Origin of the sequence: Ferdinandcohnia jepli (assembly GCF_047246645.1) — a bacterium.
Lineage (GTDB): Bacteria > Bacillota > Bacilli > Bacillales > Bacillaceae_L > Ferdinandcohnia.
Window position 1 is genome coordinate 143,047 of the sequence record NZ_JBFOKR010000003.1, and the last position, 13,083, is coordinate 156,129.

A 13,083-nucleotide genomic window follows, 5' to 3' on the forward strand; every position below is an offset into this window, starting at 1 on the left:
GCGGCATATCCTTATGGGTATGCCGTTTTTTATTTTCCCAACTTCGCAAACATCCAACTATCAAAAAGGAGAGATGAACTTGTTTGAACAAATCGTAGAAAATGTTAGAAAGAAAACGCCACTTGTACATACGATTACGAACTATGTGACCGTGAATGATGTCGCTAATATAGTGTTAGCCTGTGGGGGTTCACCGATTATGGCTGATGACAGTAAGGAAGTGGAGGAGATTACAAGTATTTGTAGTAGCCTCGTAATCAATATAGGAACGCTTAATGAAAGAACAGTAGAATCTATGATTCTTGCTGGTAAAAAAGCGAACGAATTAGGTCATCCAGTCATTTTAGATCCAGTAGGGGCAGGAGCATCAACACTTCGAACACAAACAGTTTACAAGCTGCTTGAAGAGGTGAAATACTCTGTAATTCGCGGGAATATGTCTGAGATTAAGACTGTCTATGCCGGTAGCGGAAATACAAAGGGAGTCGATGCTGCAGCTGAAGATGTAGTGACAGAAGAAAATCTGGCAGAAGCAATTCAATTTGCAAAAGCAGCTAGTGCACAAACGAAAGCAGTAGTAGCAATAACCGGTGCGATTGATATTGTTGCGAATGAAGAAAATGCATATGTAATCAGAAATGGGCACCCGATGATGGCTAAAATCACAGGTTCTGGATGTATGCTTACGGCTGTTGTAGGAGCATACTGTGGAGCGAATCCTAATGAAATCCTTCCGAGTACCGCAGCTGCAGTTAGTGCGCTGGGACTTTGTGGTGAACTCGCCTTTGATAGAGTCTCAGCAACTGAGGGTGGGACTTCTTCATTCCGAATGTTCCTCATCGATTATATGAGCAAGCTAGATCAAACATTATTACAAGGCGGGATGAAAATTGAAGGTAGATAAAAAAGATATGCTTTTATATGCAGTAACAGACCGAGCGTGGACAGGAAACCAAACACTAATTGAACAAGTAGAGGAAGCTCTTAAAGGTGGCGTAACATTTGTTCAGTTACGTGAAAAAGCGCTAGATTATGATTCGTTTTTACAGGAAGCTTTAGAGATTAAGAAGCTAACAGATACATATAAAGTGCCTTTTGTGATTAACGACAATGTTGAAATAGCGCTTGCGAGTGGAGCAGATGGAGTACATGTTGGGCAAGAAGATTTACCTGTGGCAACTGTGAGAAGCATGATTGGACTTGATAAAATCCTCGGAGTTTCTACTCAAACTGTAGAGCAAGCCATCGAAGCCGAACAATCTGGTGCCGATTATCTTGGTGTCGGCTCTGTTTTTCCAACAGGAACGAAGCACGACGCTACTCCAATGACGTTCAAGATGGTTCAAGATATCTGTCAAGCTGTGTCAATTCCGGTTGTTGCAATTGGTGGAATTAACGAAACCAATATCCATGAATTAAACGGATCTGGTGTTGATGGAGTTGCAGTAGTTTCAGCGATTTTTGCAAAGCCTGATATAGCAAGGTCATGTAAGGTGTTGCGTGACCTGTCTACAAAAATGACTCAAGAAAAGGAGAGGCTGCCAAAATGAAAAAAGTTTTAACAATTGCAGGCTCTGATTGTAGTGGAGGAGCGGGGATTCAAGCAGATATTAAGACCATTACGGCACATAATATGTATGCCATGAGCGCAATAACTGCGCTTACTGCTCAAAATACAACAGGAGTATTTGGGGTAGTAGACTGTACTCCCGATTTTGTCGGGCAACAGCTGGACTGCATTATGACTGATATATATCCTGATAGTGTGAAAATAGGGATGGTTTCTTCCCCTGGAATTATTTTGAAAATTGTTGAAAAGCTTGAGGAGTACAAAGCTAAAAACATCGTGGTTGACCCAGTTATGATTTCCACAAGTGGCAGCCGGTTACTCAGTGAAACAGCGATGGATGCGCTCATTACTAAGCTAATACCACTAGCAACCATTATTACACCAAATATCCATGAAGCAGAAGCACTCTGTGGTATTCAAATTCGCACGAAGGAAGACATGCAGGAAGCAGCAGTAAAAATATCTCAAGGCTACCAAGGCAATATTTTAATAAAAGGTGGCCACCTTGAAGATACAGCGGATGATCTTTTATATAGCAGTGGAGAATTCATTTGGTTTCCAGGAAACAGAGTAGACAATCCTAACACACATGGAACAGGCTGTACTCTTTCATCTGCAATTGCATGTAATCTAGCAAAAGGTTTTGATAGTAAAACAAGTATCCGAGAAGCAAAAAGGTACATTTCAGGAGCATTGGAGGCTGGTCTTGACCTTGGAAAGGGAAGCGGGCCACTCAATCATTGTTATGCATTAACCCCAATGTCTTTTGTTTAAAAAAAGCTGGTAAAGGTATTTTGCCTTTACCAGCTTTTTATTTTAAGAGATAAGAAAGCATAAAATATTGCTGTTTTGCTCAGCGCCTAGCCAGTTTTCAACCTGTATTAACTTCGAAAGCTTTTTCCTTAAAAATGGAAGCTTCGTATGCTTTTAACTAGCAAACCAATCTAAAAGCATACCATTGCTTATTGACATTTGCTTTTTCCTTTTTAACAGGTTTGTAATCTACAACTAAGTTTGGTGTCTAGCTCCAGGCGCCATCGGTTCTTTGGTCTAGCCAATCTGTCAGGAAGGTTAAAGATCAACCTTCCAGCCATTTCGTCTTATGCTTGTCGCCGTTAGGCGGGCGCCTTGTGCAATTCTAAGAATATTTTCCTATTTTTCTAATACATTTTATTGAATATAAAATGAGGGGGTTAAAAATGGGAGAGGCGAAGAAGATATTTGTTGGAAACTATAAAGGTGGCGTTGGAAAGACAACAAGTATTTATCAGATTGCCTTACATCTTGCTGAAGCAAACAAAAAAGTATTATTAATTGACCTTGATCCACAGTGCTCACTGAGTGAAATCTGCTTAACAAGGATTGATAAGACACTTGATGAACTTGAAGAAGACGAGAGCCTTAATTTTATTTATGATATGTGGCACCAATTTAAAAGATTTCCGTATTTGGAGTACAACATTCCTACTACAAAATTAATAAAACAAACCGCTGAACTAATCCACTTTATACCCTCCAATATCTTTTATAAAAATGGTGGCCTTGATCAAATAGCTGCAAGGCTAAAGAACGAATTTGAAGACTTAGTGGTCCTACAGCAATTTTTCCAAACGAGTAATATTGAGAAAGACTATGATTATATTTTATTTGATTGTCCTCCGAGTAATAATGTGATTACACAGGGAGCTTTTTTACTATCAGACTACTATATGATACCTACTATCGTCCAAACAATCAGTATACGTGGAGTCGTACACTACATAAAAACAGTGGAAGGAATTTATAAGAAATATTGCCTAGAGGATGAGAATGCAACACTAGCCAAGTTGTTGTTTGGACCGAAACCTCAATTAATTGGTATTTTTGAAACGTTGAAGAAGGGATCTGTGAAAAATCAGAACGTGCGCCAAGATTTAATGGGGGACTTACAGTTATCAGGATTTCAAACGTTATTATCTATTGATAAAGAAGGAAAAATTTTATTTGATACGATTATTCGAAATTACGAGGACATTGCACGGGATACAGCCGAGGGTAAGAAATGTTCAGAGTATGCAGGATTAACAGATGAATTGTTGGATTGTCTTGAGCCAACAGGTGTAATAGTTACCTAAACGGATAGGAGAGTGTACATGGCAACTGTAACCTATAAAAAACTTGCTAGTCATTTAGAAAAGACAAAAGCTATCTATGAAACACTTCAGCTGTCAAAAAAGGAGATTAAGGAAGTTGAACAAGCAATAGAGATTTTCATAGGATACGGTGATGTTGAAATTGTTTCACCAAAATTTCAAGCAGCAAATGCGAAGAAAACATCATCTAAAAATCGAAAAGTTTCTTTTTCGGAGAGTGTAGACCTATTATTTCAAAAGCGTTATAAGGAGCTTGTTGGTACCAAAATTTCTTTTGAGGATCTACACACTAGTGAGCAGATCCAAACGTATATAGATACAACTACAAGATCTAAGATAATGAAGGAAACGACTGTAATGGACTTGAAACTTTTATACTGTCTTCTTACAGGGGAAAAGGTTGACATAAAGGGTACTAAAAACGAGGTATATGAGGTATTAAAAAGTCATATTCGAGCTAGAAAAAGAGGCAAGGCCTTTTCAGAATTAATATAAACACATAAAAAAAGCCGATTTCATTTAGAGTCGGCTATTACCCATGTATTGTTTTAACAGAAGGAAACTGGAACGTAAATTCAGTACCTTCTTCTAGCACACTTTCTACACGAATGGTACCATTCATGGCTTTTACGATACTATAAACAACCATCATACCAAGCCCTGTGCCTTTAGAACCCTTTGTTGAGTAGTAGGGTTCGCCAAGTCTTTCAACTTGTTCCTTTGTCATCCCAACACCTGTATCCCTAACAATGATTGTTATGTAATTTTTATCATAGCTTGTTTCAACATAAAGTCGTCCACCACGTGGCATTGCTTCAATCGCATTCTTAATTACATTAATAAAGCATTGCTGGAATTTCTGACGATCACCTTCAATGGATCCCATAAAAGTAAAATTCGTATTAATCTCAACTGAATTTTGGTTAGCAGTCGGTTTTAATATTTTAATCACCTGGTTTAGCTCTCTTTTTACATGAAGAGTTTCAATTGTATCAAGAGAAGGCTTTGAAAAGGTTAAATAATCTTGAATTACACGTTCAGCCGAAGCAAGCTCTTCTTTAATAATTGTTAAGTATTCTTTTTGTTTGAGTCGCGAGAGATTATTATTCATCAATAATTGAACAAATCCCATTGCTGCCGTAAGGGGATTACGAATTTCATGAGAAATTGCGGCACCCATCTGTTCGACAGCTTGCAGTTTTTCAGATTTTACGAGTGTTTGACGCATATGTAGATTTTTTCGGACGAATTCAATTAAATACGACAGAATTCCAAGTCCGATCGGTGGTACAACCAAATATGCAAACCATGCATCAAATAAATCTACTGGTGGCGTGAAAATCTGCATACCTGTAGCAGTAACAATAGAAAGTGTTAGTCCTAATGCAACTGTTATGAAAACACGTCTTGATGAATTTTGTTTCCAAAACCAAGGGTATATTCTCCATAAAATAAAAGAGAGAGGTAAATATAGCAGTATATTTGTAAAAAAGCCTGTATCAACACCGTAAAAACCTCTGATAACGATAACAGCGAGACACAAAAACGAACCAATTCCCAGATATAAACCGCCAAGTAGCACTGGCAGAAGGCGAAGGTCAAAATGATACTCCGGTGAAGGTTTGTATGAAAAATAAAAACAAACCAGAAGCAGTATAAAAAATCCTAAGAAGGCCTCCCTTTTAGAAAGAGTAAGATTAATTTTCCTCTCGATCCACAATAACCCAATAAATAAAATCATAATTAATAGTGCAAGGTTAAATAAAAAATGCTTCGTGATTTCCATATTTCACCTTCTATTGGATTTGTATTTATATTTATATTATAATAGATTTAATATTTCGACAATATTCTTTTTTTAAGAGACAAAAATATTTCATTAGATTTAAGAATCTAGTAATTAGTTCTTATTTTACCATTATTTATAATTGTATCGCTATATTTTCTTGCTATAACAATTGTTAGGGGGCTACTATGAAACAGGTTTTTGTCTGGGTTTTCTTTATTATGCTGTTGATTGTTGGTTGTGAAGATCGGACTGATTCAATTCCTTCAAATATGCCAGACGATATGCCCCATGACTTTAATTTCAGCCTGAATTTTGGTGTGCTGGGTAAAAATGAGATTAACACTTATAGTGGAACCGTAACAAAGGATTTAATAGAAAACGGTACTGCCACTGCAAAGGTTACTTTCTCAAATAGTGAACTAGCCGCAATTTATAAGAAGATGAAAGAAATTAATATAGTTGAAGAAAAAAAGTTAATACCAAATACTGCTTGTAGTCAGGAGCCATATAGTACAGATAAATGGGAGATTACAATTAATGGGGAAATATACACGCACGTAGTTTCAGGGCAATACTGTGAGTTAACCTCTGATGCAGAGCAACTAATACAAATGCGTAATTTCGTATTCAATTTTGTCAAACAAAAGGAAGAATATAGAAAGCTTCCTGAAGCTGTAGGGGGCTATGAATAATGGGGGGAAACAAATGCATAACTGGATTGATAAAGCGTTCGATATATTCGATATTAAATTGACATTTAAAAAGAGAATTGCAGTTATTCTTGGAATACTTTTGGTTGTATCAGGTATTGGTTACTTGTATATTCAGGAAAAATACACGACTTTTACAGAGTATTCTTCGAGTTTAATAAATAATGAGAGTGAGATTCAAAGAATAACAATTTCTATTAAAGATACTTCTGGGGATTCTTTTCCAGTGCTGAAATCAAAAGCAACCATAGAAGACGAGAAAATAATGGAAGATTTATTGAGTGATTTCTCAAAGATTGAAATGATAAAAGACCGTGATGATGCAGGCTGGTATGAAAAATACTATGTAGATATCCTTACCACAATAGAAAATGAGGATGGGATACTAAGAACTCAATCATTTGTGTTTGATCTTGGAGAAACATATCTAGATGGTTATAAAATCACTAGCGAAACTGACCACTTACAAACAATCGAAGCCCTAGTCGAGAATGAGGATATTGAGTGGGAGGAAAGATAAAACAACGCACAAAGTAGATGTGTAATCTATTTTGTGCGTTCGTTTTTTAGAGATAAGAAAGTATAAAACTTTCAACTTAGTTATGATGTCTAGCTCCAGCGCCTAGCCAGTTTTCCTCTACCTGAATAAGCTTCCTCGATTATCTTGCGCAAAAGCTTCGCTTTTAAGCAGCTCGAGGTCGCTTCACCCCTCCTGCGGCGGCAACACTAAGGAATGCTTCGTGAGGATAATCCTCGCAGGAAAAAAGCTTTGCTTTTTTTCGAGCCTCCTCGTCAGGGTTACGACGCACAGGATGTGCTAGTGCCAACGTTGCCACAGGACGTGGCGCATTTAGTCGGCCAGCACTTGTCTGACTTGCACAGGATGTGCTGACACCGATGTTCGCCACAGGACGTGGCAGAATTTAATCGGTGTTCCTCTACCAGGCGCTTGCGCTTTTCTTATGATATGACAAATTCATTTGTTGCACCTAAAACAGTTAATCCTAATCTATTAATGTGTTTACGAATTCCACTTCGCTCCCAGGTTTGTAAAATAGGCTGTTGAAGCATTTTTTGCGGATAGAAAATGCCGACATTGGCAAGTTCTTCAAAGGTCATCCCTTGTTTAACATATTGTTCAATTCTTTGATCGCGTTCATCAATGATAGCCAAATACTTTTTCATTGCTTCTTGAAATTCCTGTTTTGTAAAGACGCCTTTTTGGTGTCCTGTAATATAGGTGTCGACATCAAGGGAAAGCAGTCGCTTGGCAGAAGCGATAAATTCGTCAATGTCTCCATCTGTTCCGTTATACCAAGGTCCAAAGGTTGTCATATCATAGTCACCAACAAAGACAACGCCTAAGTCAGGAAAATAAGGACATGCAAATCCCTTTGTATGACCAGGAGTATGGAGGAAACTCACATTGATATTCCCAAACCGGTACTCTTTTTCATACTCATAGTAATCCGAGATGTCACTTAGGTTTTCAATCCATTCAGTAGGTACGGACTGTTTAAAAAATTCTACACCCGTTGGTCCCCATTCTTGGTAAATTCCATTTGCTTTTGCAACACCTTCCACACTACGAGTTGTTTCGTATTCAATTTGATTAATCCACTTAGGAACATCTTTAAAAAGATGATTATGCTGTGTGTGATCAGGATGGTAATGCGTATTAATTATTAGATTAATACCGTACTGTTTTTTTATCTTAAGCAATGATTCGGCTTCAGCCCCTGTATCAATAAGTACTTTATCTTCACAATCTAAGTATATGCTTCGTGAAAAAGGGACCTTACTTTTATTTGGACCTTCTACAATAATAATAGGACCAATTCGATTCAATATGTCCACCTCTTTTTGAGTAAGTATCTATTTTACAATAACGTCTTTTAAATTGAATGAATACTCATTCATTATACCATGAAATATATGACGAAAGGCAATAGTTATGCATCATTTCGTTAAAGCAGTTACGTAAAACTTGACGAAAACGTTCACTTTCTTGCATGATGTGGGTAGTAAAAGCGTTACTTGGAAGGGTGTTTACGTATGGGTAGTAAAAAGGCAGTAATTGCCGGTGCAACAGGTTTAATTGGTAATAAACTTCTTCGTGTACTTATAAATGCTGATGAATATGAAAAGGTGTACGCTTTTGTACGTAGACCTCTTGGAATCAATCATCCGAAGCTAGAAGAGGTACAGGTAGATTTTTCACATTTGGAGAATTATCGAGAGTATTTGGCTGTAGAAGATGTCTTTATTTGCCTCGGCACAACAATTAAAAAGGCAAAAACACAGGAAGCTATGTACAAGGTAGATGTTGAATATCCGGTTGAAATAGCACGTCTTGCTAAGGAAGCGGGTGCTGCACATTATTTACTTGTCAGCTCGATGAATGCGAACCCAAAGTCTCCTATATTTTATTCAAGAATGAAGGGTGAGCTTGAGGAGAAGGTTACATCACTTGGGTATAAACATCTATCTATTTTCCGTCCGTCTCTTCTGTTAGGAGATAGACAGGAATTTCGACTTGGTGAAGAATTTGCAGCAAAATTGTATAAGGTGCTGGGCTTTGTGTTTGTCGGTCCGATGCGAAAATACAAAGCTATTGAAGGTCAAACAGTAGCGAAAGCAATGTATAAGGTTGCGCAAAATAAGGAAAAGGGGAAAGTGATCTATTCTTCTGAAGGAATTGCTGAGATTGGACGGTAAGGTAGTACTTTTATAATAAAAGATAGGGAAGGGAAGTATTTATTAGAACGCTAATAAATATTTTCTTTACTTTAAATAAATAATGGTAAAAGATTGACAAATTATTAGTAAAGAGATTATTATACTAACGAACGTTAGTGATTGTTTTAAATGGCGACATCAGAAATTAGGACTTTTTAAAAGGAGTCGGTGAAACATGATAGAGAGAAGGCTATTTTTAGAGGAAAAAATTTATTTGGCAGTACTCAAACTGCAGGATATCCATTGGGAAATTGCAAAGGAAAATGAGATATATAAGATTATTAAGGAAATAGAGGAAGTTCAGGTAGAATTGCAAGGGGTTAAAAGGGCATTAGTGAAAGAGAGTATCGTGAAAGAAAAACGTGAACTGTTGGTGAAATAAACACTACCCCTACTAGATTACAAGAGTTACTATAACAGTACCCTTTTTAGTGGAAAAAAAATCTCCCTCTTAAAAAAAGAGGGAGGTTGTTTGATTATGTCAGTTGATGTTCCTTCACATAACGATTGTGAGGGTGTTCTTTGCATTCTTTGCTACAAGCTCTGTGATGCTCGTGTTCACATTCTTCACAGAGGAGAAGATGTTTGTTACACTCCGGGTTACCGCATTTTACATAACGCTCTTCAGGTTTGCCACAGTGGTAGCACTTACCAACCACCGTTTCTTCTCCAGTACGGTTAACCGGAACAGAAATGCGTTCATCAAATACATAGCATTTTCCATCCCATAAAGCACCCTTAACTTCTGGGTCGTATCCATAGCTGATAATTCCACCTTCAAGTTGCGAAACATCTTGGAAGCCTTCTTTTACAAGGAATCCAGAGAATTTTTCACAACGAATTCCACCCGTGCAATAGGTTAGAATCTTTTTGTCTTTGTGCTCACTCAGGTTATCTTTTACCCATTGTGGCAATTCACGGAATGTTTCAATGTCTGGGCGGATAGCGCCTTTGAAGTGCCCTAAGTCATATTCGTACGTATTTCGTGCATCAAGCACAATGACATCATCACGTTGAAGTGTCTCATAAAACTCTTTCGGTGAAAGATGCTTTCCTGTTAATTCGTTAGGATTCAGATCATCATCAAGGCTAAGATTTACAATCTCGGGTTTTACTTTGATTTTCAGCTTTTTAAAAGCATGCACTTCACTAGGCTCAATCTTGAAAACCATATCGGAAAATCGAGCATCATTGCGCATATGATTCATGTATGCTTCAGTTTGTTCGATTGTACCTGAAACAGTACCATTAATCCCCTCGGCAGCAACAAGGATTCTTCCCCTTAAGCCAATATCCGTACATACATTAAAATGCTCATCTCTAAAAGCCTGCGGGTCTTCAATTGCAATATATTTATAATAAAGTAATACTTGATAATCCACTTTGTCCTCACCTGTTTTCATTCTCTATTTTACTTTAAGTATAATAACAAAATTTCCGCTTGAAATGAAGGTGCTTTTTTGTGTTTAGGGGTTTTTGTTTTTTTTGGTTGTGGGTCTGTTGAGGAGTGGGGAGGGTTTGGGTGGGTTGTAGGTCTAAGTGCCCGAGAAAGGGGGCGGTGGTGGATATGGGTAAGGTAGAAAGGTTCTATGTGCCCGAGAATGAGGTAGGTGTAGGATCGGTAAGGTAGAGGGGTTCTATGTGCCCGAGAATGAGGTAGGTGTAGGATTTCGGTAAGGTAGAGAGGTTTTAAGTGCCCGAGAAAGTGGGCGGGTGTAGGATTTCGGTAAGGTAGAGAGGTTCTACGTGCCCGAGAAAGAGGACGGCGGCTGATTTGGGTAAGGTAGAAGGGTTCTACTAGCTATTCAAAAACTCAGGAGAAGACCGAAAGAACGATAGACCACTTCTACGAACCAATCATTTACACAGCAGAAGACCGAAAGTAAGATAGATTGTTTCTCCAACCCAACCTATAAAGAAAAAAGACAACCCCTAACAATCAAGGTTGTCCCTCATATTAATTACTTTCCGTTGTGAATGGTGATGCCGGCAAGCCCTCTATATTATAGAGGTTGGGGTTGTCTGGATTGTCCAACCATCCATATCGTACGTGAGTAGGCTTTGTAACGTGGCTATTACTGACAATAACCTTATCTCCGTTAATAATTGCTGTAGCTGGAGAAAACTCTCCGTCCTCTGCAATCTCAAACGAATTTAACTGCTTTCCACGGACTACCAAGCCACTACCTATATGATCAAAAGTTAAATGGATTTCACTTCCGAGTATTTCCATAGATTTATACAATGGTCCACTATAGACAATGTCTTCCTTATAAACTAGTTTTCTAGCACATAATGCAAGTCTTTGCCCCAGTGTCTTTTTGTCCTGAGGATGGAGGTCGTTATATTCTCCAATATCAATTGTAACTGCCATTGCCGTATTTGGTATATCAAGAGAGAGGCGTTGCTGCTCTCGAAGTTCGGCCCAGTTCTTGTTCGTTGGAGCCCCAGTGTCATAGTTAGCTAGCTGTGTAATAAAGAAAGGAATCTCTGGCCAGTGCTGACGCCAATCATTCACCATCACTTCAAATAGCTTTTTATAGGTATCGGGTTGACCTGTATTTGACTCTCCCTGGTACCAGAGGACGCCGCTTGCAGAATAATTACTAATTGGTGCAATTAACCCGTTGTAGTCTCCAGCAGGCTTATATTGGAAAAAGGTTGGGTTTTCCAATGTTTCCGTAACGGCACCAATTCGATATTTCCATGTGCCTGTTAGGCTTATTACTTGACCATTCGCACTAATTTTATATGGCATATCAACTACGAAACCGCCTGTTGTTTGAGTGCTAATCACTCGTACAGTAATGTTGTTCTTTCCAGGTTTTAATATACCATCAGGAATTGGATAGCGTCTTGGCGGATAACGAAAGGTCGTGTTGCCAATCAATGTTCCGTTAATATATGTGTTGTCCGCATCGATGATTGTTCCTAGTGCTAATATAGCTTCGCTCTCTGTCATTGAAGATGGTAACTCAAATTCATATCGATACCATACAGAACCTCTCAAGTTTTCGAGCTCTGTTTCTTCCCATGTCCCAGGAACCTTAATTTCCTTCCAGCCCTCTGGGATAAAGGATTCTTCATACCAGCCTTCAAGTAAACCTAAATCTTTCTCATCTAATTGTTTCCCCCAAGCGACATGGCGCTTTTCGTCACTTTGTTTTACAGAAGAGACATAGGAATCATCTTTATTTTTCTCTAATTCAGTTTCATAGCCACCAATTTCACGTAATGTACTTTCACTTATCCAAGCTTCAATTGGTGAGCCGCCTACTGCTGTTGCAATTAAGCCAATAGGAACTCCATATTTTTCATAGATTTCGTTAGCAAAAAAATAACCTGCTGCACTAAAATCCATGACTGAAGTTCCACTTGCGTTAATCCATGAGCCGTTTTCTACGAATCTAGTTGGTCCATGGAAATTATATTCCTGTGGCACCGTAAATTGTCTAATGAATGGTTGGTGAACCGCTTTCATTTCTTCAGAAAATAGATCTAGAGTTTCTTTTACTTTCATTTCCATGTTTGATTGGCCGCCAAGGATCCATACATCCCCGATCAAGATATCCTGGATTACGATTTTATCATCAGCTTCGATTTCCAGTTGGTAGGGCCCGCCTGGTTCAAACTGACCAAGGTTGATGCTCCAGTCACCATTTTGATCAGAAGTGGTTGAAAATGTTCTCTCAAGAAATTGTACATGTACATTTTGTGAAGGATTTGTATATCCAGAAATAGTTATTGGTTTATTACGTTGTAGAACCATCCCATCACTGAAAATGCTAGATAGTTTCAAAGTTACCCCTCCTTTTATCTCGGAGTAATCGTCCGTAAGACTTCCACTTCAAAACGGTGGAAGATAACGGACTTTAACACCCCGATTGGTTCAACTAACAATCAGTGGGTTGAACAAAACCTCCACTGATTGAAGTTTCACTTTATGCCATTATGATAGCTTTATAAAAAAGGGTCTGCAATTGTTTTAGAGATTATCTAAAAATATTTCAATAAATCATTTACTTTTTTTGCTTTCGATGTCTATTTACCATCAATTGTCAAAAATATAAAGGATGTTAATTTATGGGATATCCAAAAAACTACAAGAAATAGTTTATAATAGTATTCATAGAATACTTATAA

At 38.0% G+C, this 13,083-nt stretch carries 13 protein-coding genes; 9 read left to right on the forward strand and 4 right to left on the reverse strand.

Annotated features, from left to right (window positions below; all coding sequences use genetic code 11):
- The first annotated feature begins 73 nt into the window (after nucleotides 1–73).
- The 5 genes from thiM (at nucleotide 74) to AB3M96_RS04255 (ending at nucleotide 4,197) form a co-directional block, all read left to right on the forward strand.
- Nucleotides 74–904 (forward strand): hydroxyethylthiazole kinase, encoded by an 831-nt coding sequence (gene thiM / locus AB3M96_RS04235; RefSeq protein ID WP_412966507.1) that lies wholly within the window; start codon nucleotides 74–76, stop codon nucleotides 902–904.
- Entirely contained in the window at nucleotides 891–1,550 is a 660-nt protein-coding gene (gene thiE / locus AB3M96_RS04240) for a thiamine phosphate synthase (protein ID WP_412966327.1), read from the forward strand. The genes thiM and thiE overlap by 14 nt, the downstream gene beginning before the upstream one ends.
- Entirely contained in the window at nucleotides 1,547–2,344 is a 798-nt protein-coding gene (gene thiD, locus AB3M96_RS04245; RefSeq protein WP_412966328.1) for a bifunctional hydroxymethylpyrimidine kinase/phosphomethylpyrimidine kinase, read from the forward strand. Before thiE ends, thiD begins: the two co-directional genes overlap by 4 nt.
- A gap of 425 nt (nucleotides 2,345–2,769) precedes the next feature.
- Entirely contained in the window at nucleotides 2,770–3,684 is a 915-nt protein-coding gene (locus tag AB3M96_RS04250; protein WP_412966329.1) for a ParA family protein, read from the forward strand.
- A gap of 18 nt (nucleotides 3,685–3,702) precedes the next feature.
- Nucleotides 3,703–4,197, forward strand: a complete 495-nt coding sequence (locus tag AB3M96_RS04255) for a hypothetical protein (protein WP_412966330.1) — start codon at nucleotides 3,703–3,705, stop codon at nucleotides 4,195–4,197.
- A gap of 37 nt (nucleotides 4,198–4,234) precedes the next feature.
- On the opposite strand, the gene AB3M96_RS04260 is transcribed toward AB3M96_RS04255, so the two are convergent.
- A complete protein-coding gene (locus tag AB3M96_RS04260) occupies nucleotides 4,235–5,488 on the reverse strand; it encodes an ATP-binding protein (RefSeq protein WP_412966331.1) in 1,254 nt (417 codons plus the stop codon).
- A 188-nt stretch (nucleotides 5,489–5,676) separates the two neighbouring features.
- Here AB3M96_RS04260 and AB3M96_RS04265 point away from each other — a divergent pair, with 188 nt between their 5' ends.
- Together AB3M96_RS04265 and AB3M96_RS04270 are read left to right on the forward strand one after the other, a co-directional pair.
- A complete protein-coding gene (locus AB3M96_RS04265; protein ID WP_412966332.1) occupies nucleotides 5,677–6,183 on the forward strand; it encodes a hypothetical protein in 507 nt (168 codons plus the stop codon).
- A 13-nt stretch (nucleotides 6,184–6,196) separates the two neighbouring features.
- Entirely contained in the window at nucleotides 6,197–6,721 is a 525-nt protein-coding gene (locus tag AB3M96_RS04270; protein WP_412966333.1) for a hypothetical protein, read from the forward strand.
- A 440-nt stretch (nucleotides 6,722–7,161) separates the two neighbouring features.
- On the opposite strand, the gene AB3M96_RS04275 is transcribed toward AB3M96_RS04270, so the two are convergent.
- Nucleotides 7,162–8,049, reverse strand: coding sequence for an MBL fold metallo-hydrolase (locus tag AB3M96_RS04275; protein ID WP_412966334.1), 888 nt, complete (start codon nucleotides 8,047–8,049; stop codon nucleotides 7,162–7,164).
- A gap of 207 nt (nucleotides 8,050–8,256) precedes the next feature.
- Here AB3M96_RS04275 and AB3M96_RS04280 point away from each other — a divergent pair, with 207 nt between their 5' ends.
- Nucleotides 8,257–8,919: an oxidoreductase gene (locus AB3M96_RS04280; protein WP_412966335.1), complete on the forward strand. Its 663-nt coding sequence runs from the start codon at nucleotides 8,257–8,259 to the stop codon at nucleotides 8,917–8,919.
- A 196-nt stretch (nucleotides 8,920–9,115) separates the two neighbouring features.
- Nucleotides 9,116–9,322 carry a hypothetical protein gene (locus AB3M96_RS04285; protein WP_412966336.1) on the forward strand — a complete coding sequence of 69 codons (207 nt, stop codon included), beginning with the start codon at nucleotides 9,116–9,118 and terminating at the stop codon, nucleotides 9,320–9,322.
- 94 nt (nucleotides 9,323–9,416) lie between these two features.
- Here the strand turns inward: AB3M96_RS04285 and trhO are convergent, their stop codons facing one another.
- Together trhO and AB3M96_RS04295 are read right to left on the reverse strand one after the other, a co-directional pair.
- Nucleotides 9,417–10,343, reverse strand: coding sequence for an oxygen-dependent tRNA uridine(34) hydroxylase TrhO (gene trhO, locus AB3M96_RS04290; protein WP_412966337.1), 927 nt, complete (start codon nucleotides 10,341–10,343; stop codon nucleotides 9,417–9,419).
- 554 nt (nucleotides 10,344–10,897) lie between these two features.
- Nucleotides 10,898–12,739 (reverse strand): sialate O-acetylesterase, encoded by a 1,842-nt coding sequence (locus tag AB3M96_RS04295; protein ID WP_412966338.1) that lies wholly within the window; start codon nucleotides 12,737–12,739, stop codon nucleotides 10,898–10,900.
- Between the last annotated feature and the right edge of the window lie 344 nt (nucleotides 12,740–13,083).

Excerpts from the sequence above, each read along its gene's own strand:
- AB3M96_RS04265 (WP_412966332.1), top strand. The coding sequence starts at position 5,677 with ATGAAACAGGTTTTTGTCTGGGTTTTCTTTATTATGCTGTTGATTGTT.
- AB3M96_RS04255 (WP_412966330.1), top strand. The coding sequence starts at position 3,703 with ATGGCAACTGTAACCTATAAAAAACTTGCTAGTCATTTAGAAAAGACA.
- thiM (WP_412966507.1), top strand. The coding sequence starts at position 74 with ATGAACTTGTTTGAACAAATCGTAGAAAATGTTAGAAAGAAAACGCCA.
- AB3M96_RS04260 (WP_412966331.1), bottom strand. The coding sequence starts at position 5,488 with ATGGAAATCACGAAGCATTTTTTATTTAACCTTGCACTATTAATTATG.
- AB3M96_RS04250 (WP_412966329.1), top strand. The coding sequence starts at position 2,770 with ATGGGAGAGGCGAAGAAGATATTTGTTGGAAACTATAAAGGTGGCGTT.
- trhO (WP_412966337.1), bottom strand. The coding sequence starts at position 10,343 with ATGAAAACAGGTGAGGACAAAGTGGATTATCAAGTATTACTTTATTAT.
- AB3M96_RS04270 (WP_412966333.1), top strand. The coding sequence starts at position 6,197 with ATGCATAACTGGATTGATAAAGCGTTCGATATATTCGATATTAAATTG.
- AB3M96_RS04280 (WP_412966335.1), top strand. The coding sequence starts at position 8,257 with ATGGGTAGTAAAAAGGCAGTAATTGCCGGTGCAACAGGTTTAATTGGT.
- AB3M96_RS04285 (WP_412966336.1), top strand. The coding sequence starts at position 9,116 with ATGATAGAGAGAAGGCTATTTTTAGAGGAAAAAATTTATTTGGCAGTA.
- thiD (WP_412966328.1), top strand. The coding sequence starts at position 1,547 with ATGAAAAAAGTTTTAACAATTGCAGGCTCTGATTGTAGTGGAGGAGCG.